The organism is Pusillimonas caeni (assembly GCF_003545815.1).
Taxonomy (GTDB): domain Bacteria; phylum Pseudomonadota; class Gammaproteobacteria; order Burkholderiales; family Burkholderiaceae_B; genus Pusillimonas; species Pusillimonas caeni.
In genome coordinates this window covers 158845-181756 of sequence record NZ_PDUW01000008.1, presented here as the reverse complement: position 1 = coordinate 181756, position 22912 = coordinate 158845, and the positions used below count along the sequence as shown (strand labels likewise).

Sequence of the window (22912 nt, the reverse complement as noted above, 5' to 3'; positions counted from 1 at the left end):
TTATTCTTTTTAACGCTCATCTGCTGAACGAAAAAAGGGCAGATAATGTGCGAGCCAGCCGATTCACTGGTTCCACGGGCCATCGGACTCCGCCACCATGAAGAAGTACGACGTTGTTTTTCGAAACACGATTTCGCTGCGGGGTCCCAGCATCTGGACCTACCCCCCTTCGATCGAAGCCTGGATCGACATCGGCGAGCTGGAAGACCTGCCCTCCAATCGGATTCCCGGGTTTTACGAGCGTCTCGCGACCTGGATTCCATCCCTGGTCGAACACCGCTGCAACTACGACGAGCGCGGCGGCTTCCTGCGCCGCCTGCGGGAAGGCACCTGGGCCGGCCATGTCCTCGAACATATCGTCATCGAACTGATGGCGCTGGCCGGCCTGCCGGACGGCTTCGGCCGCACCCGTGAAACCAGCGAGCGCGGCGTCTACAAGATGGCGATCAGCAATTTTCACGACGAGTGCTCGCGCCTGGCCCTGGCGATCGGCCGCGATGTCTTGCTGGCAGCCATCCATGACGAGCCGTTCGATTTGGCCGAGGCGCTCAAGCCGTTGCGCCGCCTGGTGGACCGCAAATATCTCGGGCCTTCGACGGCGGCCATCGTTGCCGCCGCCGAAGAACGCAAGATTCCGCACGTCCGCCTGCTCGACGACGGCAATCTCGTGCAGCTCGGCTACGGCGCCGCCATGCGCCGAATCTGGACGGCGGAGACCGACCGGACCAGCGCCATCGCCGAGGCCATTTCCCGCGACAAGAACCTGACCAAGGAACTGATCGCCGCGGTCGGCGTGCCGGTGCCGGCCGGGCGCGAAGTGGACAGTGCCGAGGACGCCCTCGATGCCGCCGCAGACATCGGCTTTCCGGTCGTGGTCAAACCGATCGACGGCAATCACGGGCGCGGCGTGTTCATCGATCTTAAGAGCCCGGAGGAAGTGGCCAGGGCCTACGCCATCGCCGTGGAGGAGGGCTCCGGCGTATTGGTGGAGCGCTCCATTCCGGGCACTGAACACCGCTTGCTGATCGTCGGCGGCCGCCTGGTCGCCGCCAATCGCAGCGACCTTATCACCGTCATGGGCGACGGGCGGCAGACCGTCCAGGCGTTGATCGACAGCCAGATCAACAGCGACCCGCGGCGCGGACCGACCGAACTGCATCCCTTGTCCGTCGTCCGAATCGACACCGCCGCCGGCATCGAGCTCGAGCGCCAGGGGCTGAGCGCCGACGCGGTGCCGGCGCGAGACCGGGTCGTGCTGATCCAGCGCAACGCCAATCATGCTTTCGACTGTACCGACGAAGTACATCCGGACACCGCCGAGGCCGCCGCGCTGGCGGCGCGCGTCGTCGGTCTGGACATTGCCGGCATCGATCTGGTCTGCGAGGACATCGGCAAGCCTTTGGCCGGACAGGCAGGGGCCATCGTCGAAGTCAACGCCGGTCCCGGCCTGCTCATGCACATCAAGCCGGGAGAGGGCAAGACGCGTCCGGTCGGCCAGGCTATAGTCGCCAATCTTTTCGCACAGCACGAGAGCGGCCGCATTCCGCTGGTCGGCATCAGCGGCACGCGGGGCCGCACCCCGGTTGCCCGGATGGTGGCGCACATGCTGTATCTGGCCGGCCGGCATGCCGGCCTGGCATGCGCCGACGGCCTGTTCCTCGGCCGGCGGCAGGTGCAGGCCGGCAATGCCGTCAACTGGGCGGACGGCCGCCGCCTTCTGCTCAACAGCGCTGTCGAAGCCGCCGTCATCGAGAACGGCGCCGAACTGATTCTGGGCGAAGGCCTGGCTTACGACCGATGCTCGGTCGGCGTCGTCACCAACATCCTGCCGCAGGCAGAGGACTTGACGCATTGGGATGTGCAGCCGACCGGCGGCGAGTATTACACCACGCCGCGCGCCATCTACCGCACGCAGGTCGACGTTGTGCTGCCGTCGGGATATGCGGTGCTCAACGCCGAAGACGAACAGGCGGCCGATCTTGCCGGGCTGTGCGACGGCAAGGTGATCTACTTCGCGCTCGATCGCCGCAATGCCGTGCTTGACGCCCATCTGGGCCATGGCGAACGCGGCGTGTTCGTCGCTGACGGACGCATTGTGCTGTCCGGCGGCGCGGAGCAGACCGTGCTGTGCCGCCTGGACGACGTGCCGCTGGTCGGGCGGGACGAGCGGTCCGAGGATGTCGCCGCCGTGCTGGCCGCCGTCGCCGCGGGCTGGGCCCTCGGCCTGACGGAAGAAGTGATCAGCACCGGCGTCGAGACCTACGGCCTGGAACTGCCCGAGCCGTCCGCCGCCCGCGTTTGACGCCCTTCGACAATATTGACCCAAAAGACAGGATAGAGGAACAGGCCTCATGGACGTTTCCAGTATCCGCGCGCTGCGCGGCCCCAATCTGTGGAGCCGGCGCACCGCCATCCAGGCCGTCGTGACCTGCCACGGCAGCGAATGCGACATCGAAGAGCTTCCCGGCTTCGAGATCCGTTTGCGCGAACGCTTTCCCGAGGTGGGCCATCTGGTTCCCCACGATGCGTTCGACCCCGTGTCGCTGGCGCATGTGTTCGAATTCGCGGCGCTGGGCTTGCAGGCCCAGGCGGGCTGTCCGGTGACCTTCAGCCGCACTGCTCGAACCGTCGAGGCCGGCGTCTATCAGGTGGTCGTCGAATATACCGAGGAGGAGGTCGGACGGCTGGCCTTCGAGTGCGCCGGGCAGCTGTGCCGGGCGGCGCTGGACGACACGCCTTTCGATCTTGCCGGCGCGCTTCGCGAACTGCGCGAGCTCAATGAGAACGTCCGGCTCGGTCCTTCCACGCAGTCCATCGTGTCGGCGGCTCAGGCGCGCGGCATCCCGTTCCGCCGCCTGACGCGCGGCAGCCTGGTGCAGTTCGGCTGGGGCAGCAAGCAAAAGCGTATTCAGGCCGCCGAAACCAGCCTGACCAGCGCCATTGCCGAGTCCATCGCCCAGGACAAGGAACTGACCAAGAGACTGCTGCGTGCGGCCGGCGTGCCCGTGCCGCGCGGCCGTCCGGTCGAAGACGAGGACGATGCCTGGCGGGCGGCGCAGGAAGTGGGTCTGCCGGTGGTCGTCAAGCCGCAGAACGGCAACCAGGGCAGGGGCATTTCGGTCAACCTGGGCAGCGAGGAGCGGGTGCGCCAGGCATACAGGCACGCCATCAGCTGCTTTGACGAAGTGCTCGTCGAGCAATATCTTCCCGGCCATGATTGGCGCATGCTGGTGGTCGGCAACAAGCTGGTCGCAGCCGCGCGGCGCGATCCGCCGACGGTCGTGGGCGACGGCACGCACACGGTCCGCGAACTGGTGGACATCGTCAACAGCGATCCGCGCCGCTCGGACGGGCATTCCACTTCGCTGACCAAGATCCGGTTCGACGAGGTCGCCCTGGGACGCTTGGCCGAGCAAGGCTACAGCGCCGAGTCGGTGCCGCTTCTGGGCGCGCGCGTGGTGCTGCGCGACAACGCCAATCTCTCAACGGGGGGCAGCGCCACCGATGTGACGGATGACGTTCATCCGGAACTGGCCGCCGCGGCCGTCGCGGCCGCGCAGACGGTCGGCCTGGACATCGCCGGCATCGACATCGTGTGCGAGACCGTACTCCGTCCGCTGGAAGGACAGGGCGGCATCGTCGAAGTCAACGCCGCGCCCGGCCTGCGCATGCACCTCGATCCGTCTTTCGGCAAGGGCCGCGCGGTGGGCGAGGCCGTCATCGACATGATGTTCCGCGGCGGCCCCGACGGTACGCCGGACAACGCCCGCATCCCGCTCGTCGCCATCGCCGGCACCAACGGCAAGACCACCACCAGCCGCCTGATCGCACGCATTTTCGAGGCCGGCGGCAAGCGCGTCGGCCTGACCAGCACCGACGGCATCTACGTGCAGGGCAAGCGCATCGATACGGGCGACTGCTCGGGGCCGCGCAGCGCGCGCAATGTGCTGATGCATCCTGACGTGGACGCCGCGGTGCTGGAGACCGCGCGCGGCGGCATACTGCGCGAGGGCTTGGGATTCGACCTATGCGATGTGGCCGTGGTCACCAACATCGGCCAGGGCGACCATCTGGGCCTGAACTACATCACCACCGTCAATGAGCTGGCCGTGGTCAAGCGCGTCATCGTCGAGCATGTCGCCCCGGGCGGCGCCGCCGTGCTCAACGCCGCCGACCCCGTGGTTGCCGGCATGGCCGGCCATTGTCCGGGAGACGTGATCTTCTTCGCCCGCGACAAGGCCGATCCGGTGCTGGCCACGCATCGCGCCCAGAACCGGCGCGTCGTTTATGCCGAGCCGGATGCTCTGGTCTGCCAGGAAGGCAGCGCGAAGCACGCCATTCCATTCAGCCGGATTCCGCTCACTCACGGCGGCCGCATCGGTTTCCAGGTCGACAATGCGATGGCTGCCACGGCCGCCGGTTGGGCCCTGGGCATGTCCTGGGAAATCATCGAACAGGCCCTGGAGGGGTTCGTCAGCGATGCCGCGACCACGCCCGGACGTTTCAACGTGTTCGACTACCAAGGCGCGACCCTGATCGTCGATTATGGCCACAATCCCGATGCCATCGAGGCGCTGGCGCGGGCCGTCGAGTCGATGCCGGCGGCACGCCGCTCCGTCGTCATCAGCGCTCCCGGCGACCGGCGCGACGAGGATATCCGCCGGCAGACCGAAATCCTTGGCCGGGCTTTCGACGAGGCCGTGCTGTATCAGGACGCCTGCCAGCGCGGCCGCCAAGACGGCGAGGTCATCGCCTTGCTGCGCCGGGGCTTGGCCGGGGCCGAGCGTACCCGGCATATCGATGAGGTCAACGGGGAATTCCTTGCCATCGATACTGCGCTGGCACGCCTGCGGGCAGGCGACCTGTGCCTGATCCTGATCGATCGGGTGGACGAGGCGCTGATGCATATCGGCGGAGTCTGTACGAGTCAGCCGCAAATCTCGTGATTTGCGGCTTCAAAGCAGTTGCCCGCCGACCGCAGCGGGGACACCGGCTCGCGATACGCCGGACGGCCGCGCTTTAGACGAAACGGACTTCCAGTTTCTTGCCTAGGGCCGCGGCATATTTCTGCAACGTAGCCACTGAAGGCGAATGCTTTCCGGTTACGAGGGAATTTTCCAGCCGTGCCACGGCGGGAGCTTTGGTGCCCATCCGTTCCGCGACTTGAGCCTGGGTCAGGCCCGCCTCGGCTCGAGCTTTCAGAATGGCATCGAGCATGGGCATTTCCTCGCGTTCGATGCGTTCGTATTCGGCGCGGACCTCAGGGTCGGAAAGGGCCAGAGCCTTGAGTTTTTCATGAGTTCGCATTCTGGATCTCCTTCAATCTGGCTTCAGCAATGCGTCGTTCTGCAGGAGGCGTTTTTTCCGTCTTTTTCACGAAACTGTGAAGCATCACGATACGGCGCTCAATGCGTGTGCAATAAAAAACACGAGCGACACCTTCAGCCCCTTTGAGGCGCAATTCGAACAGGCCGCCGCCGAAGGCCTTAGTATGCGGTTCGCCCAGATTGGCGCCCATCAAGATCATGCGGTCAGTCAGGCTGAAGTAACGAGCAAGTAGGGTTTTGGGCAAAGCCAGAACTTTTGCTTCTACATCTTCACTATAGTAGTGAATGCTGTAAGACATAGGAGAATGTTAACAAATATGTTAATAAAGTGCTAGTATGCGTGAGTTCCGGAAAACCTCGGCAGCGCTGAGAATAATGCTGCATAGGTACTCTGCGGTCAAAATTGAAAAGGACGAAAATATCCTGTCATCTCGTTATCTGGATAGATCGAGTCTCAAATACGAGACCACGCTGACAACACCATGCGCCACCGGGCTCGCGGCGATTCGTTCAATAATTATTCACAGCCTTGCGCACAGATTCAGTGGATAAATTCCGCCGTGCGTTGTGGAATAAACCTGCTCAGAGAAAGGGCGTGTCTGAAAGGCGGTCTGCTCAGGCGCTTCCCGCTTGCTGATTCAACACGCGACTCAAGACCTCGAAGATCCGCGGGTCATGACATTGCGCCACATTGAAGCGCAGGAAATCGCCTGCGCTCAATGACTGGCTGAACGCGTTGCCGGGCGCCAGCACAATGCCTTCTTTCAGGCATGATCGCGCAACGGAAGCCGCGTCCAGGCCTTGTGGAAGGCGGCACCAAAGAAACATCCCCGCACGGGGGACGAGCCACGGCTCGATGCCAACACTCTGAAGCCCGGCAAGTGTCTTTTCCATTTCGCGGGCAAGGCGCAGCCGTATGGACTCCATGTGTTTGCGGTAGCCGCTGTCGGTGAGCACCTTCAACACGACGTCGGCGGCCAGCCGCCCGCCGCCGAAGGCGGTGGCGATTTTCAGGTTGGTCAGGGATTCGATCCAATCGGGTCGGGCCGCGATGTAGCCGCAGCGCAGAGAGGCTGACACGCTTTTGGAGAAGCTGCCGATATGGAATGACGCGCGACAGGCCGTCGAAAGCGGCAAGTCTCGGTGACCTCGCCGGAGTCCTTTGCTCATGTAGCGGACCAGCCTGGTTCGGCCTTGCCTACGTAGCGCTGTTCAGCATGTTGATCGGTTTCGTGTTCTGGTACCGTGGGCTCGCGCTGGGCGGCATCGCCGCGGTGGGTCAGCTTCAATTGCTCCAGCCGTTCATGGGCTTGGGCCTGGCCGCCTTGTTTCTGCACGAGCGGGTGAGCTGGTCAATGCTGGGGGTCTCCCTGGCCGCGGTGTTCTGTGTCGCCGGAGCCAAACGGTCGGCACGGCCATAGGGCATATACAAATAATTTGCGGAAGCCGAACCTCCTGGCCGGCTTCCGCAATGAGATCGCTAGGCATCGGCTCAGGGCTCGACGCACTCGAAGCTGGAAGCCACTTTCGGATCTCCGTGCCCGTCGTATCTGGCGTACAGCGGATACGGGCACAGGGGCCGGCTTTCGACGCCGCTCAGTGTGCTGTCGGGCGAAGCCATGGCGATTACCTGCTCGGGCGCCTTGTCGTTCTCCACCCAATCGACCAGGGCGGTCAGCAAGTCGAACTGGCTGGTGGAGGGGCCGCCGCTGCAGTGGTTCTGCCCCGGCACGGTGAACAGGCGGGCATAGTCGCCGGCCTCGGCGTCGGCGTTTTTCAGGTTCTCGTACCATTGAATGGTGTCATGCACCGAGAACACAGGATCGCTGTTGCCATGGTAGACGATCATCTTCCCGCCTTTGGCGTTGAATGCGCCGAGGTCGGTGGGATTGGGAGGCGTCATGAATTCCATCGATGATTCGGTGTAGACGTCGGTGCGGCGGTGGATGCCGGGAGCGTCCGCATCGAAATCGTAGCCCAGCAGGTAGTCGATCAGGCCATGTCCGGCGCCGGGAACCTGTACGGGCGGCGTCATGAAGATGTAGGGCAGAGCCGATCCGCCCATGGTGGCAATGATGGAATTGGGAATGGTGGGATCGGGGTTGGGAAACGGCATGGCAAGTTTCCAGATGCGCCAGCCCATCTCGCCGACGCCGGCATCCCATGGCCAACTGGCGTACAGCGCCTGATTCTGCGAGTTCCGCGGCCCATCGAACACCCGGACGAGCGCGTCGACTTTTGCTGCATCGCCAAGGCAGTCGGTGCCCGGAGTCTGGCCGGAAACGCAAACCAGTTCTTTCGCCGGATCGAAGGCGGCCTGGCAGGCGGCAGAGTTCAAGATCATGCCGTCCTTCAAGCCGTCCAGCCCATCGCATACACCCAGCACCTTGCCGGCCACGAGCTGCATGTCGGGCAAGGTGAACGATTGCTCGATGATGGGCCGATCGGTGGCGGCGTCACGGGGCGCGACGCTGGCGAATTGCTGGTTGTCCCAGGCGTGCTGGATGCCCGCCCTGGGCAGATTGAAACCGGGATTGCCCGCGATGACGCCGTCATACAGGTCCGCAAAGCGCGAGGCGGCCACCATGGCCTGGCGGCCGCCGTTGGAGCAGCCGACGAAGTACGAACGATCTGCGCCTTTATCGTAATGGCGCTGGATGAGCGTTTGCGCCACCTTGGTGACCTCGCCCACGGCGTTGTAGCCATAGTCGATACGCGCCTGGGGGTCGACGCCGAACAGCGAGCCGCCGGCGGGCGTGCCGTCATCGATGCTCTTGTGCCCGCCGTCGGTGCTGGCGACCGCATAGCCCTCGCTCAAGGCGTTGGTGGCTTGGCCTTCGCCGGGCAGGCTGCCCAGTGCGGGGTTGACGGCGCCGTCGGTGCCGCCGCCGCCCTGGAAGAAGAAGCGGCCGTTCCAGTCGGTGGGCAGGCGCACTTCGAAACCGATGGCGTACTGCTGGTTGTCGACCTCGCTCTTGCGTTCGTTCAAATGGCCTTCCACCAGGCAGTGCGCCGGCGCGGATTGGCTGGTGCCGGCGTCGGTGGCCGGATTGGCGACGGCGTTGGTGATGACCAGACCCGGAACGTCCAGGGCTTCGGTGGTGATGTCGGCGCAGCTGAGCTGCGGCGGGTCGTCGGGCTTATTGTCGCCGCTGCTGCTGTGGCAGCCATACAGCAGGGCGGTCAACGCGGCCAGGGTCGTGAGGGTAAGGCGCTTGTCCATGCATGTCTCCCGTTTGCTTGTTATTGGTGATTGGCAATTGCGCTTGGATGGTGGAGTGTTTGAATCAAGGCAGTATCAGGTATCCTGATATACGGCCGATACTACATGGCACGCCAATGGATGACAAGCATGGATATGATCCGGAAAAACCCTAAACGGGAGTTGGAAGGTTAATTATTGGCGTCCCGAGTGGCTGGATGTTCGGACGCTGGAAGCTGGGATCGCGCAGCGTTGCGCTGCCTTCCCGCAGCGTGGCACCGTGCTCATCGGACAACTGGTAGTCCAGGTCCAAGCGCGGCGGATAAATGTCGCGCACGATGCGCACGTCGTTCAGGCCGGACCGGCGCGGCATGGTTCACGGCGCGGCTTGAGCGAATACCTGGCCCAGGTCGTAGATGACGGCACAAAAAAGAAGGTAGGGGTTGCGGCTTGCCGGCGCCGCGCGCTGGCAGGGAGACTGGTTTCAGAACTTATATTGCAGGCCGGCCACGAACAGATTGTATTTCTGGCGGCCCATGTTGACATGCCATGTTGCGGTGGGAAGGTGCAGGCCGGGGTAGTCGGTGGCGCCGAATTTGTAGCTTGTCGCGTCGATCGACAAATGCCTGTATTCGGCGAACAGGCGCAGGTTCTTGGTGATCCGCCCCTTGATGCCGGCTTTGATCTGCATGGCGAAGGCGGAGTCCGATGCGTCGGGATCGGAGTTGAAGTGATTGATGCCGGGTTCGGAGGGGTTGGCGGAATCGGACCCTTTGATGGACACGAAAGCCATGCCGGCGCCCAGGCCTATGTAGGGAAGGACTTTACTGGAGTAGGGCGTTTCGAGGGTGAAGATCGCGTTGGCCAGGAAGACCCCGGCCGTGGTGGGAACGGTGACATACTGCATGCCCAGGAAGCGCGGCATGACGGGCATTTCGCCGGTGGGCGAATGCTTGCCGATGTAGACGCCTTCCAGTTCAGCCGCCGGACGCAACCCCCAGTTCGAAGCGAGGTTCAGGCGATTCCATTCATAGCCCAGATGCGCGCCGCCCAGCGCGACGCTGGTGCTGCTGGCGGTGGAGCCCTTGGCGTTGATGGGCAGTATGGGCAGCCTTTGCGGCGGGCGCAGGTAGACCGCGCCTTGCTGTTGCAGGCTCGTCGCGGTGGCGGCGCCGAGCCCGCCGAATATGCCCGCGTACATGCCTTGATCGTTCGGCGCCTGCTCTGCGGCAGCGGGCGAGCTTATCGCCATACAGGCCAGCAGGATGGCCGCGCAATACGGTGTTTCAACCATGAATCTTCCAATGTTTGTATCGACCGGATATACATAGTTACCGCCAGTATGGTAGACGGTTTGCGGCCGCGAAGCCAGTTTTGCCGCCGGCAAAATTCGTAGACCGTCATTCCGTTGTAATGGACCGCTTCGTGCCCGATGCCACACTCGACGGCTATTGGCCGCCGCACGGCGCGGGGCGGCCCCGGCAACCGTTTGACAAGGCATGAGGCATGGGCAGCACGCTCGCAATCGTCGTTTCGCTTCTTCTTCTGATGTATCTCGCTTATCGGGGAATCACCGTGCTGCTGCTGGCTCCCCTCATGGCCGCGCTCGCGGTGCTGCTGTCGGGAGATATCTTTTACTTTCTGCCGATCTACACCGAAACGTTCATGTCGGCGCTCAGCGGTTATGTGCTGCAGTTCCTGCCGATATTCCTGCTGGGCGCATTGTTCGGGCAGCTCATGGCCGATTCGGGTGCGGCCAACACGATCTCGCGATGGATCGTCGAGCGCCTGGGCCACAAGCATGCCATTCTGACGGTGGTGCTGGCCTGCAGCGTGCTCACTTATGGCGGCGTGTCCCTGTTCGTGGTGGCCTTCGCCATCTACCCCATTGCGCGCAGCCTGTTCCGCGCGGCGGACATTCCGAAGCGCCTCATCCCGGCGTCCATTGCACTGGGCTCCTTCACCTTCACCATGACGGCGATGCCCGGCACGCCGGCCATCCAGAACGCCATCCCGATTCCCTATTACGGCACCAATGTCTTTGCCGCGCCAGGGCTGGGCATCATCGGCGGCATCATCATGCTGGGCGGCGGCTTGTGGTGGCTGCTGTCGCGCCAGGCCGCCGCGCGCCTGAAGGGCGAGGGCTACGGCGTGCATGCCGAGGGCGTGGCCGCTGCGGACGCGGCCGATGAAGCGCGCGGTCCCATGTCGCGCATGCCGCTGGCTCTGGCTGTCTTGCCCCTGTTGCTGGTGGTGGGCGTCAACGCCTTGTTCACCTACGCCGTGTTCCCGAACATGGATCTGTCCTTCGTTATTGAACGCTTTCCCAAGGTGGCGCCCGAGAAGATGACCGGCTTGTGGGCGCTGATCGTCGCGCTGGTGGTGGCCTGCGCAACCCTGGTCGTGTCACGCCTGGGCCGTTGGATCGATCTGCGCGAAACGGTCAACAAGGGCGTCTTCGGCTTCATGCTGCCGCTTTTCAACACGGCTTCGGAAGTAGGCTACGGCGCCGTCATCGCCGGCCTGGCGGGCTTTGCCATCATCCGCGACGCGGTGCTCAATGTGGCGCCGGGCAATCCGCTTGTTTCCGAAGCCGTCGCCATGAACGTGCTGGCCGGCATCACCGGCTCCTCATCGGGCGGCCTGAGCATTGCCCTGCAGACTTTGGGCGCCGATTACCTGCGCATGGCGCAAGAGGCCGGAATCAGTCCCGAATTGATGCACCGTGTCGCCGTGATGGCGGCGGGCGGTTTCGATACCTTGCCTCATTGCGGCGCCATCATCACCTTGCTGTCCATCTGCAGTCTGACCCATCGGCAGTCGTACATGAACATCGCGGCGGTGACCATGGGCGTGCCCATGGTCGCGCTGATCGCCGTCATTAGCCTGGGGACGATGTTCGGCAGCTTCTAGGACTATCGAGGTTCTATCGTGCAGTGGCGTTGAAGGCGTGCGCAGTCTCTTTCCGGATCGAGCAGCACGATGGCGGCCACGCCGGCAGCCAGCAGAATCAGCCCGGTGAGCGTAAAGGCATCGTGCAGCCCGGCGGTCAACGCCGCGTCGCCCGCCCGAAGGCCGTAGCCAGCGCGCTCCACCAGCCAGCCCACGATGGCGGGCGATACGACGCCTCCCACCGAAGCCAGCCCTACCAACGCGGACATGACCACCGCACGTTGCTGCGGGTTGACGGCGTAGGCAATGGCGGTGGGCGCCATGGGAAACACCAGGAAGGCGCCCCAGCCCACGGTCATGGCGGCCATGGCGCGCATCCCCGACAGGTGGGGCAGCGCAAGCAGACAAAGACCGGAGATGGCCAGGGCCAGGCCAAACAGCGCCGCAACGGCCCAGCGCGCGCATACGCCGCGCCGCATCAGCTTGCGTCCAAGGAAACCGAGGAGAAGCAGGAGCAGCGTGCCGAAGGTCCAGGGCAGGGCGTACACCATGCCCACTTTTTCAGGCGCGACGGCAAGAACGTCGCCGATGTATCGGGGCAGCCAGGTCGTCATGGCTCCCTGCGCCCAGAAGCAGCCGAAGCCGGCCAGTGTCGCCACCAGCCAGGCTCGACCGGTGAAGACATGCCAAAGACTCACCTTGCGAAGTTTTTCAGTGGCCGAGGGCGTGACGCCATGGTTTTCATTGGCGGGTCCGCCGGCCTGATACGGACCGTCCTTGCCGATGAAGGCCCAGGCTATTCCCCAGATCAAGCCCGCGATGCCAAGCACGCCGAACGCCCAGCGCCATCCCAAGGCCGGAGAGGCGATGATCAACGACAGCAGGGGAGCGGCCGCCGCAGCACCGATGGTGGGCCCTATGGCGATAAGGCTGCTGGGCAGAGCGCGGTCCTCGGTGGGAAACCAATTGTGGGTCGCATGCAGGGCGACCGGCAAGGCCGGCCCTTCGCCCGCGCCGAGCATAATGCGGGTTGCCAGCAATACCGTCGCCCCGCCGAACAGCATGGGAAACTGGGCCGCGGCCCACACCACGGTCAAAACCAGTATCAACGAGCGGCTGGAGAAACGGTGCGCCACCGCGCCCACGACAATGGCGCTGAGACTGAACAGAAAAAAGAAGCTGCTGCCGATGAAGCCGAACTGTACCGGACTGAGGCCGAGCTCCGCCATGGCGGGCTTGGCCACCAGACCCAACACTGCCTTGTCGGCGAAGTTGAGCACCATGAACAGCGTCAGCATGCCGGTGACCAGCCACGCCCGGCGTTGCACAGAGGCGATGTTGCCGCCCATGCCCGTGCCGACGGGCATATTTGTAGAGATTGCCATCCTACTCCTCCATTTTTGTGGGTTTCCATCCTCGGACATGAGGCTGGATGCGCGGTCTTTGGCGCCGCGCTGCGGCGCCGGCCGGGTGCGACTCTGTGTTCGCTGCCCGCCGGCGTCCGGGGTTCAGGCGGCCGATGAAACCGGCGGCCCGAATAAAACGTCGTAGTCGCGCGCGATCCGGACGGCCTCCGCCGGACTCGATACGTTGTGAAGACGGCGATACAGGGCCAGCAGCTTGCCCGCGGGCGCTGCCCAGAACAACGCGGTGACCGGTTCGCCCGAATTGTTGAAGAAGGCATGCGGAATCCCGCGCGGCATTCTGACCAGGTCTCCGCTCTGAGCCGATCGTTTCTTCCCGTCGATCAGTAGGTCGATGCGGCCGTCGAGCACGAAGATGTATTCGTCCTGATAGGGATGAGTGTGGGGCGGCACGAAGGTTTCGATGGGAAACGTGGCGTGCCAGGCGAAGCTGTCTTCGCTCACCTGCTTGGGAACGTAGACCTGGCCCATGACGTTCCAGGCCACGCCGTCCAGGCCGGAATGCGCCGGCGTGATGTCGGGGGTTTCAAGCATGATGCGGATCTCCTTGCAATGACGTCAGACGGTCCAGCGTAGGCTTGACCAATGGATTGGTGGAGGCGAAGCGGGGCTTGAAGCCTTGGCGCGCCTGAGCAAGGTCCTCTTCATCCCAGTAGCCGATCAAAATGCCGCCTTCCGAGATGCGCGGCTGCACCTCGATCGATTCGATCGCTTCGTCCGCGACGGTGACGCGCTGGCGGGGCTGGCGCGACCACCGGAAGAGGGCCTCGTGCAGCCGGGCGCGGGCTTGGACATGCTCGGGCTGCTGCGATGCGCCCAGATCATGGAATTCGTCGGGATCGGCCTGCAAGTCGTACAGCATGGGGCGGTAGTCCTCGAACAGTACGTACTTCCAGCGTCCATCGAAGACCATGCGCATCCACGCCTGGCGAGGCCTGGTCTGCAGATCGATGCGGGCGTCCTGGAAGGCATAGTCGTATTCGCAGATCACGGTGTCGCGCCAGTCGCCGGGCTGTTGGCCGAACAACAGGGGACGCAGCGAACGGCCGTCCATGACATGGGGCACGGCGGGACCGCCGTAGGCATCGAGAAAGGTCGGAGCAAGGTCGACGGCTTCGACCAGCGCCTGGCAGCGGGTGTTGCGGGTGCAGTCGGCTCTGGGATCAGGATCGTAGATGATCAGCGGAGCGCGGATCACAGGCTCGTGGAACAGGTCTTTCTCGCCCATCCAGTGGTCGCCCAGATAATCGCCATGGTCGGCGGTGAACACGACCATGGTCGTGTCCATCAGGCCCCGTTCCTCGAGAAACGAGAACAGAAGTCCCAGCTGATCGTCTATCTGCTTGATCAGGCCCATGTAGCCGCACATCACGGCGTCCCTTGTGCCGTCTTGGGAAAATGTGCGGGAGACCCGGTGGTTCATCATGGCCTCGTACACCGGATGGGGCTCCAGCCGCTCTTGCTCCGACCGTCGCACGGGCAGCGCGTCGGCCGGCTTGTACATGCCGGCGTAGGGCTCCGGAGCCAAGTAAGGCCAATGGGGCTTGATGTACGACAGGTGCAGGCACCAGGGCTCGTCGCCCGCCTCCTGGATGAAGTCCATGGCGCGGCGGGTGATGTAGGGCGTTTCGGAGTGCTCGTCCGGGATCCGGGCCGCGAGGTTCGAGTACTTGAGAAACCATCCGGATCGCATCTGGCCGTCCTCGTCCATGGCGGAGTTCGACCATTCTTCCCATGGATTGTCGCCGTCGAAACCCAGTTCCCTCAGATAGCGGTTGTAGGCCGGATCCGGATCGTGCCCTGAGTAGGGATGGATGCCGTCGTCGCGCTCGTAGGGATCGAAACCGCATTCGGAGATGCGCACGCCGACTTGGGATGAAGGATCGATACCCAGCCTCGCCATGCCGGCGAGATCGGCCCGCATATGCGTCTTGCCGACCAGGACGGACCGTACGCCGAGCGGGCGCAAGTGATCACCTATGGTCATCTCGCCCACTTTGAGCGGGACGAAGTTCCAGCTCGCCCCGTGAGAGTGTACGTAGCGGCCGGTGTAGTAGCTCATGCGCGACGGGCCGCAGACAGGAGACTGTACATAAGCGCGGTCGAAGAGGACGCCCTTGGCGGCCAAAGCGTCCAGATTGGGGGTTTTCAGATTGGGGTGGCCAAAGCACGATAGATGATCGGCGCGCAATTGGTCGCACATGATGAAGAGCACGTTCTTAACGTGGCGCGTCATGGTCTCCTCCATAGTCTTGTGTCATGGGGTATGTAATTTGGTTTTGATTTTAGGAGCCGCCTCCGCTTGCCAGTAGTGTTTTGTTTTCATGTCTATTACCATTGGTTATCACTACAAGGGAGGTCGCATGCGGCTGCAACAACTCGAGCTGTTGATCGCGCTGGGCGAGAAAGGGAGTCTTCGCGCCGCGGCCGAGCAGTTGAATGTCACCCAGCCGGCCTTGAGCAAGTCGCTGCGGCAGCTGGAAGAAGAATTCGGCATTGCGTTGGTGCAGCGCAGCGCCAAAGGTGCGCGGCTCGCGCCGGCGGGGGAGCTGCTGGCCGCCCGGGCCGCGACAGCGCTGCGCGAGCTGGATCGGGCTCGCGAAGACATCGCATTGCACCTGGGGAATACCGCTGGCCAAGTGACATTGGGCATGTCGCCGGCAGTGGCGATCCTGTTTTCGCCCGGGGCGACGGCCCGTTTCGCGTCGCGATGGCCCGGTGTGAAGCTATGCATGCGCGACGCCTTGTATCCACATGCTTTGCGCCAGCTGCGCAGCGGAGAGCTGGATTTCGTGCTCGGACCGGTTCCGGCGGCGGGCGTGGGAAGTGACTTGCTGCGCCAGCCTTTGTTCCATAGCCAGGAGATCATCGCGGCCCGGCGCGGTCATCCTCTTTCGCGCGCCCGGCGCCTGGCCGATCTGGTGGATGCGCGCTGGATACTGACCGGGCCGACGCACGGCCCGGGCGATCCCGCCCATCTTCGATTCGAGGCGCTGGGGCTGAGGCCGCCCCATGTCGAGTTGGAGTGCGAATCGTTTTCCACCTTGCTGGGCCTCATGTCCGCATTGGACGTCGTGGGCATCATGCCTCGCAGCTTCCTGGATCGCCACGGCCGCAGGGCCGGCCTCGTGGCGCTACCCATCGAGGACCCATTGCCCGTCACCACCATTTATGCGGTGTTGCGGGCCGATGCGCCGTTGACGCTGCCCGCCCAGGACCTGCTCGAGGCCTTTCTGCAGGAAGCCAGGGAGTTTAGTCGGGCGCAGGACCGGACGGGGGGCTGACTCTATACAGCCTGTGCAGCATACGGCGCGGACGGGTCCGCCCGCATAGGCGGGTTCGGGTATCATCGCTCAGTGGTGCAGCGCAGTCGCCGGGCGTGAACCGCGTGCTTCGTCCGGGCGCTGCCGCCCGCGCTCAGTAATTATCAAGGAATGGTTTCATGCAGGCCGAGACAGCAATATCGCAAGGACAAATACTCGAAATCGCAGCCGACGACGATGTCATCATCAGGGCGCAGGTATGCGGCCGCCCGGATGCCACGCGTTTGATCGTCAGCCACGGCAATGGCCTGGCCGCCAGCGGTTATGCCTCTTTCTGGCGCCGGCTGGCCTCGGAGTACCAGCTCGTCCTGCTCGACTTTCGCGGCCACGGCATGAGCGATCGCGGTTCCCTGGAGAACCATTCGTGGGCGCAATTCGAACTGGATTTCGACGTGGCGATGTGCGCCATCCGGGCGGCGCTGGGCGAGCGCAAGACCTATGGCGCTTTTCATTCGCTGTCGGCCATTGTCTCGCTGCTGCATGCGCGGCGTTTCGGCCCTGCCTGCGACGGTCTCGTGCTGTTCGATCCGCCCATCATCCCGCCCGACGGCCATCCGATGCAGGCCTCGCACGTCGACGAGATGATGGGGCTGGCAAGCCGGGTCGCCAAGCGGCGCGCGCACTTCGACGACTGGCGCGACCTGGCCGGCCAGTACCGGCGCAATCCCATGTTTGCCCGCTGCCAGTCGGATGCCTGCGACGAGATGGCGCGTGCGCTGCTGCGCCCGGTTTCCGAGGACGAGGGCGGCGGCTGGACTCTTTCCTGCGCACCCGAGCAGGAAGCGAAAATATTCGCGTCGAATGACGACACCACATTGTGGTCGTGGCTCGGCCGGGTCGATTTCCCGCTCAAGCTGCTGTGCGCCGACCCGGACGTGCCCGGCGTCCAGCCGTCCGCGGCCATCGACCGCGACCTGGCGCGGGAATTCAACCTGGACTATGCCTGCGTGCCGGGGACAACCCATTTCCTGCAACTCGAGCGGCCCGACCTCTGCGCCTCTCTGGCACGCGAATTTTGCCGTTGAGCTTTTTGCCGCCGGGCCGCCCCAAGGCAAAAAAGCCCCCTTGGGGGGCAGCAAGCAGGCCCAGCCTGCGTGGCGTGGGGGCCATTTTTTGCCGCCGGGCCGCCCCAAGGCAAAAAAGCCCCCTTGGGGGGCGTTTTTGTCGCAAGTGATAACAACCTCTTCGCCGGCGTCGCGTTGCACTATGGCAAAATCGATTTGGGACGCCGATTCGCCGAGCGTCCGAATCCAAGGAGACGCCATGTTCACACGCATCCTGTTGGTATCGGCGGCAACGCTCGCCCTGGCCGCGTGCTCGTCGGTCGACCTGAATGAGCCCGACAACAATACGATTCCCCGCATCTGCAATGCGGACAACGCTTCTCATGTCACGGGCAAGCGCATCTCGGCCGAGCTCGAGCAGGAAGCGCGGCGCAGCAGCGGCGCCGGCATGATACGCGTCATACGGCCGGGCCAGATGGTCACCAAGGAATACCGGTCCGAACGCCTGAACCTGCAGCTCAACGACTACGACGTCGTGGTAAGGGCTTACTGCGGATAGGCGCTTTACTTTTCGACGCGCCGCGGCAGCCAGCGCCAGTACATGGCGGCGGCGATGAACCCCATCGAGCCGATGGCCAGGATGCCGGCGGCCAGTGACAGGACGGCGATGATGCCGGACAGCAGCAGGGGGCCGCCGCCGGCGCCGAAGTCGGTGATCAGCCGCCAGATGCCCAGGAACTGGGTGCGGGCCCCGGGCGGCGAGGCGTCGGCGCCTATGGTCATGTTCAGTCCCGAGCCTATGCCGTTGCCCAGCCCCATGACCATGCACACGATGACGAAGGCGGCCAGGCCGGTGGTCAGAGGCATCAGCATCAGCGAGCCGCCCATCAGCAGCATCGAGGGCAGGGCGACCCACAGCCGCCCGTGCTGGTCCATGACCTTGCCCGCTGGATAGAACAGCAGCATGTCGATCGAACCCATGACGCCGTACACGACGGCGGTGGTGGGCGCGTCCAGGCCGATGTGGCTGGCCCACAGCGGCACGATGATCTGGCGGCATGCCCGGATGGCCGCCAGCAGGGAGCCGGCCAGCGCCAGGGTAAGAAAGACCTGCGCGTGGTCGCGCAACACCCCGCCCAGCCGCGCCGGCACGACGTCGGCCGCCTTGGCTTGCCTGCCGTGCTCGAGTTCGGGAATGGCGAACGAGAGCAGCCCTGCGCCCACCATGGCGACGATGGCCGCCCAATAGGCGCCCGGCAGGTCTATGAAATGCATCACGGCGGCGCCCGCGAACGGGCCTATGAACAGGCCCACCCGCATGGTGCCGCCGAGCGTGGACAAGGCCCGGGCGCGCATCGATATGGGTACCACCTCGGTCAGGAAGGTCTGCCTGGCAAGCAGGAAGACTGAACTTGCCGCGCCGATGAGGAAGACCCCCAGCCCCAGCATCCAGGTCGTGGAGGCGAACAGGCACAGCACCAGCGCCAGCACAGTGAGGGCGGCCGCTCCGATCATGGAACGGCGTTCGCCATAGCGGGCGGTAACGAGGGCGGCGGGAATGTTGCTGAGCAGGGACCCGATGCCGATCAGCGATACGATGAAGCCCGACAGGGCCACCGATGCGCCCAGCTCTTTGGCGCTGAGCGCAATGACCGGGAAGATGGCGCCTTCTCCAATGCCGAAAAGCAGCGAAGGACCAAAGGCGGCGACGGCGATGCCGCGCAGGCTGAACGACGAGTTTCCGGAAGTCACGGCGGCGAGCGGGAGATAAAGTAGGCTATTCTGACAGCAGCGCCGCCGCTTGTCGATTTCCGCGCGCGGGAGCGGCCGGAAATCGGCGCCGCCCTGCGCGAAGTTTGCCGTTTACGCCGGCCGCCGGGCAGCGTCCATCGTTTAAACTGTGGCTCATCATAAAGCCATTCATAACGGGGATATGCGCCATGCCATCTTTTGACGTCGTCTCGGAAGTAGACAAGCACGAACTGTCCAATGCGGTCGACCAGGCCAATCGCGAACTGGATACGCGTTTCGATTTCAAGGGCGTGGACGCCAGGTTCGAGCTGGAAGGCTTCGTGGTCACGGCGACGGCGCCCAGCGCTTTTCAGCTCAAGCAGATGCTCGACATCCTGCGCGGGCGCCTCTCGGCGCGCGGCATAGACGTGCGCTGCCTGGACGTGGCCGAGCCCAACGAGAACCTGGGCGGCGCGCGCCAGAAAATCACCGTGCGCCAGGGCCTGGAGCAGGCGGTTTCCAAGAAGCTCATCGCCGCGCTCAAGCAGGCCAAGCTGAAGGTCGAAGCGCAAATCAACAAGGACAAGCTGCGCGTTACCGGCAAGAAACGCGACGACCTGCAAGAGGCCATCGCCCTGCTGCGAAAGACGGACGTCGACCTGCCGCTGCAGTTCAATAATTTCCGCGACTGAGGCTCAGGCCTTGAGCCGATAGCCGGTCTTGAACATCCATGCGACCACGCCCAGGCACAGCGCCAGGAAGACCACGGTCATGCCCAGGCTGATGCCCACGTGCACGTCGGCGATGCTGTAAAAGCTCCAGCGAAAGCCGCTGACCAGATACACCACCGGATTGAACAGCGTTACCGTCTGCCAGAACGGCGGCAGCATGTCGATGGAATAGAAGCTGCCGCCCAGAAAGGTCAAGGGGGTAATGATAAGCAGCGGCACCAGCTGCAGCTTCTCGAAGCCGTCGGCCCAGATGCCGATGATGAAGCCGAACAGGCTGAAGGTGAGGGCGGTGAGCACCAGGAACAGCAGCATCCAGACGGGATGGTCGATATGCAGCGGCACGAACAGGGTGGCCGTGGCCAGGATGATCAGGCCCAGTATGATGGACTTCGTGGCTGCCGCCGCGACATAGGCGAAGGTGATCTCCATGTACGACAGCGGCGCTGAAAGAATCTCGTATATGGTGCCGGTGAAGCGCGGAAAATAAATGCCGAACGAGGCGTTGGTGACGCTTTGCATCAGCAGCGACAGCATGATCAGGCCGGGCACGATGAAGGCCCCATAGCTGACGCCCTGCACCTCGTTGATGCGGTTGCCGATGGCGGCGCCGAATACGACGAAGTACAAAGAGGTGGAAATCACCGGGGCAAGCAGACTTTGCGACAGCGTCCGCCAGCTGCGGGCCATTTCGAACAGATAAATAGCGCGTATGGCATGCAGGTTCATGCGGCGTCCTTGACGAGGCTGACGAAGATGTCTTCCAGCGAGCTTTGCCGGGTCTGGAGGTCGCTGAACCTTACGCCGGCCTGCTGCAGGTCGTTCAGCAAGGTGGCGATGTCGCGGTCCTGGCGGCTGGAGTCGTAAGTGTAGACGAGCTCGTGGCCGTCTTCGGAAAGCCGCAGCTCGTAGGCTTGCAGCGCTGCCGGAACCCGGGCCAGCGGCTGGGCAAGCTGCAGGGAAAGCTGTTTCTTGCCCAGTTGGCGCATCAGCCGGTGCTTTTCCTCCACCAGGATGATGCGCCCGTTGCGGATGACGCCGACCCGATCGGCCATCTCTTCGGCCTCTTCGATGTAGTGGGTGGTAAGAATGATGGTCACGCCCATGGCGCGCAGCGAGCGCACCAGCTCCCACATGTCTTTGCGCAGTTCCACGTCCACCCCGGCGGTGGGCTCGTCCAGGAAGAGAATGTCGGGCTCATGGGACAGCGCCTTGGCGATGAGCACCCTGCGCTTCATGCCGCCGGACAGCGTCATGAGCTTGTTGCTCTTCTTGTCCCACAAAGAAAGAGAGCGCAACACTTTTTCGATGTGGGCCGGATTGGGCGGCTTGCCGAACAGGCCGCGGCTGAAGCTTACGGTGTCCCACACCGATTCGAAGGCGTCGGTGGTGAGCTCTTGCGGCACCAGGCCGATATGGGAGCGGGCCTGGCGGTATTGGGTGATGATGTCGTAGCCGGCCGCGGTGACGTGGCCGCTGGTGGGCATGACCAGCCCGCAGATGATGCTGATGAGTGTCGTCTTGCCCGCGCCGTTGGGCCCCAGCAGAGCGAAGATCTCGCCCTGCTGTATGTCCAGGTCGATGTCTTTCAGGGCCTGGAACCCCGAGGCGTAGGATTTGCAAAGCTTGGATACTGAAATGACCGCGGGCATGGTGACGTCCGTTTACGATGTTTCACTCTCTGTGGGGCAGCTTATCATTTAACCTTGGTACACACTCCGTCTTTAGTGTTAATCGCAGTAAGGGAAGAAAGCATGAGCAACCGCGCGGATGCGAGCCACTCCGTCCTGTTGACACCCGAGCAAATGTCGGCCGCCGACGAGGCGGCCATCGCCGCCGGTGCGCGCGGCGCCGATCTGATGGAAGCCGCCGGCCTGGCCGTGGCGGCGACAGTGCGGCGCCATTGGCCCATGGGGCCGGTGGCCGTCTTGTGCGGCCCCGGCAACAACGGCGGAGACGGCTTCGTGGCCGCCCGCCACCTGCGAGCCTGGGGCTGGCCGGTGCGCCTTGGCCTGCTCGGTTCGGCCGACAGCCTTACACCCGATGCCGCTCATCACGCCGCCCTGTGGGGCGATGCAATCGAACCTTTCGATGCCGGCCTGTTGGACGGTGCAAGCGTGATCGTGGACGCCTTGTTCGGCGCGGGCCTGGCGCGTCCCATCGAAGGACCGGCGCTGGAAGTGCTGCGCGAGGTGGCGCATCGCGGCCTTCCGGTCTGTGCCGTGGACGTGCCCAGCGGGCTGGACGGCGCCACCGGACAGGTATTGGGCATGGCCGTGCCCGCCCGGCATACGGTCACCTTCTTTCGCAAGAAACCGGGGCACGTGCTGTTGCCCGGCCGGCAGTTGTGCGGGCAGATCACGCTGGCCGACATCGGTATTCCGCCGCAGGTGGTCGAGGGCATGGACGAAATCGCCTTCGAGAACGAGCCGGCGCTGTGGCGCGACATGTTCCCCTGGCCGCGTGCCGACGACCATAAGTACGCGCGCGGCCACGTGCTGGTGGTGGGCGGCGAGATCATGACCGGCGCGGCGCGTCTCTCGGCCATGGCGGCGGCGCGCGCCGGCGCCGGACTGGTCACGGTGGCCGCGCCCGCGCCCGTGTGGCCGGTGTATGCGGCCGCGCTGACCAGCGTCATGGTGCAGCCGCTCGACGACGCCAGCAACCTCAACGACATCCTGGCCGATGCGCGCAAGAACGTGCTGGTCGTGGGCCCGGGCGCGGGCGTGTCCGAAGCGACCCGCCAGCACGTATTGGCTGCGCTCGACACGGGCAGGGGGGTGGTGCTGGACGCCGATGCCATCACTTCTTTCGGCCCCGCCCCGCACGCCCTGTTTTCGGCCATCAAGGGGCCTTGCGTGCTGACGCCGCACGAAGGCGAATACAGCCGGCTGTTCGCGGGCCATGGCAGCAAGCTAGAGCGCGCGCGGCAGGCCGCCCGCCAAAGCGGGGCGGTGGTGCTGCTGAAAGGCGCCGACACCGTCATTGCGTCGCCCGACGGGCGGGCCGTCATCAACAGCAATGCGCCGGCCACGCTCGCCACGGGTGGAACGGGCGACGTGCTGACCGGCTTCATCGCGGGCCTCATGGCGCAGGGCATGGCGCCTTTCCTGGCCGCCAGCGCCGGCGCCTGGCTGCATGGCGAGGCGGCGCGCCAGTTCGGCCCCGGCCTGGTGTCCGAAGACTTGCCCGCCATGCTGCCGCGTGTACTGCGCCGGCTCAAGGCCTATCCCTCCACGCCAGGCGTTACACTTGCGGTTCCAACGTAGTGCGGGCCGGTG

The 22912-nt window shown here is 64.2% G+C and carries 19 protein-coding genes and 2 pseudogenes; 9 read left to right on the top strand and 12 right to left on the bottom strand.

The annotated features are described in order from the left end of the window. Positions 1-97 precede the first annotated feature (97 nt). Both CSC67_RS17185 and cphA read left to right on the top strand, forming a co-directional pair. Entirely contained in the window at positions 98-2302 is a 2205-nt protein-coding gene (locus tag CSC67_RS17185) for a cyanophycin synthetase (RefSeq protein ID WP_118995673.1), read from the top strand. A 49-nt stretch (positions 2303-2351) separates the two neighbouring features. Beyond that, positions 2352-4946, top strand: coding sequence for a cyanophycin synthetase (gene cphA, locus CSC67_RS17180; protein WP_118995672.1), 2595 nt, complete (start codon positions 2352-2354; stop codon positions 4944-4946). 73 nt (positions 4947-5019) lie between these two features. On the opposite strand, the gene CSC67_RS17175 is transcribed toward cphA, so the two are convergent. The 3 genes and pseudogenes from CSC67_RS17175 to CSC67_RS17165 form a co-directional block, all read right to left on the bottom strand. Beyond that, complete coding sequence (locus tag CSC67_RS17175) at positions 5020-5307, bottom strand: helix-turn-helix domain-containing protein (RefSeq protein ID WP_118995671.1); 288 nt, start codon at positions 5305-5307, stop codon at positions 5020-5022. Continuing rightward, positions 5294-5626 carry a type II toxin-antitoxin system RelE/ParE family toxin gene (locus CSC67_RS17170; protein ID WP_118995670.1) on the bottom strand — a complete coding sequence of 111 codons (333 nt, stop codon included), beginning with the start codon at positions 5624-5626 and terminating at the stop codon, positions 5294-5296. Before CSC67_RS17170 ends, CSC67_RS17175 begins: the two co-directional genes overlap by 14 nt. Positions 5627-5942: 316 nt before the next feature. Next, a pseudogene (locus CSC67_RS17165) lies at positions 5943-6474 on the bottom strand (aminotransferase class I/II-fold pyridoxal phosphate-dependent enzyme); the annotation flags it as partial. Positions 6475-6502: 28 nt separating this feature from the next. On the opposite strand from CSC67_RS17165, the pseudogene CSC67_RS17160 reads away from it, so the two are divergent. Next, positions 6503-6748, top strand: a pseudogene (locus tag CSC67_RS17160) (EamA family transporter); the annotation flags it as partial. A 71-nt stretch (positions 6749-6819) separates the two neighbouring features. Here CSC67_RS17160 and CSC67_RS17155 read toward each other — a convergent pair. The 3 genes from CSC67_RS17155 to CSC67_RS17145 form a co-directional block, all read right to left on the bottom strand. Beyond that, positions 6820-8550 carry a tannase/feruloyl esterase family alpha/beta hydrolase gene (locus tag CSC67_RS17155; RefSeq protein WP_118995669.1) on the bottom strand — a complete coding sequence of 577 codons (1731 nt, stop codon included), beginning with the start codon at positions 8548-8550 and terminating at the stop codon, positions 6820-6822. Positions 8551-8701: 151 nt separating this feature from the next. Next, a complete protein-coding gene (locus CSC67_RS17150; protein WP_118995668.1) occupies positions 8702-8902 on the bottom strand; it encodes a DUF3016 domain-containing protein in 201 nt (66 codons plus the stop codon). Positions 8903-9013: 111 nt separating this feature from the next. After that, positions 9014-9823, bottom strand: a complete 810-nt coding sequence (locus CSC67_RS17145) for an outer membrane protein (RefSeq protein ID WP_245220271.1) — start codon at positions 9821-9823, stop codon at positions 9014-9016. A 212-nt stretch (positions 9824-10035) separates the two neighbouring features. Here CSC67_RS17145 and CSC67_RS17140 point away from each other — a divergent pair, with 212 nt between their 5' ends. Then, a complete protein-coding gene (locus CSC67_RS17140; protein WP_118995667.1) occupies positions 10036-11442 on the top strand; it encodes a GntP family permease in 1407 nt (468 codons plus the stop codon). 2 nt (positions 11443-11444) lie between these two features. On the opposite strand, the gene CSC67_RS17135 is transcribed toward CSC67_RS17140, so the two are convergent. From CSC67_RS17135 to CSC67_RS17125, 3 genes are all read right to left on the bottom strand, one after another. After that, the gene (locus CSC67_RS17135) at positions 11445-12806 is read right to left on the bottom strand and encodes an MFS transporter (RefSeq protein WP_118995666.1); all 1362 of its coding nucleotides are present in this window, start codon (positions 12804-12806) and stop codon (positions 11445-11447) included. Positions 12807-12929: 123 nt separating this feature from the next. Beyond that, positions 12930-13379, bottom strand: a complete 450-nt coding sequence (locus tag CSC67_RS17130; protein ID WP_118995665.1) for a cupin domain-containing protein — start codon at positions 13377-13379, stop codon at positions 12930-12932. Next, the gene (locus CSC67_RS17125; RefSeq protein ID WP_118995664.1) at positions 13372-15081 is read right to left on the bottom strand and encodes an alkaline phosphatase family protein; all 1710 of its coding nucleotides are present in this window, start codon (positions 15079-15081) and stop codon (positions 13372-13374) included. Before CSC67_RS17125 ends, CSC67_RS17130 begins: the two co-directional genes overlap by 8 nt. 127 nt (positions 15082-15208) lie before the next feature. Between CSC67_RS17125 and CSC67_RS17120 the strand changes: the two genes are divergently transcribed. The 3 genes from CSC67_RS17120 to CSC67_RS17110 all read left to right on the top strand — a co-directional run bounded on the left by CSC67_RS17120 (position 15209) and on the right by CSC67_RS17110 (position 17731). Further along, complete coding sequence (locus CSC67_RS17120; protein ID WP_167752941.1) at positions 15209-16129, top strand: LysR substrate-binding domain-containing protein; 921 nt, start codon at positions 15209-15211, stop codon at positions 16127-16129. Between the two features lie 158 nt (positions 16130-16287). Further along, positions 16288-17193, top strand: a complete 906-nt coding sequence (locus tag CSC67_RS17115; protein ID WP_118995662.1) for an alpha/beta fold hydrolase — start codon at positions 16288-16290, stop codon at positions 17191-17193. Between the two features lie 238 nt (positions 17194-17431). Further along, complete coding sequence (locus tag CSC67_RS17110; RefSeq protein WP_118995661.1) at positions 17432-17731, top strand: I78 family peptidase inhibitor; 300 nt, start codon at positions 17432-17434, stop codon at positions 17729-17731. 5 nt (positions 17732-17736) lie between these two features. Here the strand turns inward: CSC67_RS17110 and CSC67_RS17105 are convergent, their stop codons facing one another. Continuing rightward, a complete protein-coding gene (locus CSC67_RS17105) occupies positions 17737-18924 on the bottom strand; it encodes an MFS transporter (RefSeq protein WP_118995660.1) in 1188 nt (395 codons plus the stop codon). Between the two features lie 188 nt (positions 18925-19112). On the opposite strand from CSC67_RS17105, the gene CSC67_RS17100 reads away from it, so the two are divergent. After that, positions 19113-19595: a YajQ family cyclic di-GMP-binding protein gene (locus CSC67_RS17100; protein WP_118995659.1), complete on the top strand. Its 483-nt coding sequence runs from the start codon at positions 19113-19115 to the stop codon at positions 19593-19595. A 3-nt stretch (positions 19596-19598) separates the two neighbouring features. Here CSC67_RS17100 and CSC67_RS17095 read toward each other — a convergent pair whose 3' ends face one another. Both CSC67_RS17095 and CSC67_RS17090 read right to left on the bottom strand, forming a co-directional pair. Beyond that, positions 19599-20360, bottom strand: coding sequence for an ABC transporter permease (locus CSC67_RS17095; RefSeq protein ID WP_118995658.1), 762 nt, complete (start codon positions 20358-20360; stop codon positions 19599-19601). Next, a complete protein-coding gene (locus tag CSC67_RS17090; protein ID WP_118995657.1) occupies positions 20357-21283 on the bottom strand; it encodes an ABC transporter ATP-binding protein in 927 nt (308 codons plus the stop codon). Before CSC67_RS17090 ends, CSC67_RS17095 begins: the two co-directional genes overlap by 4 nt. Before the next feature lie 102 nt (positions 21284-21385). On the opposite strand from CSC67_RS17090, the gene CSC67_RS17085 reads away from it, so the two are divergent. Next, on the top strand, positions 21386-22900 hold the full coding sequence (locus CSC67_RS17085; protein ID WP_118995656.1) for an NAD(P)H-hydrate dehydratase: 1515 nt from the start codon (positions 21386-21388) through the stop codon (positions 22898-22900). Positions 22901-22912: the final 12 nt, after the last annotated feature.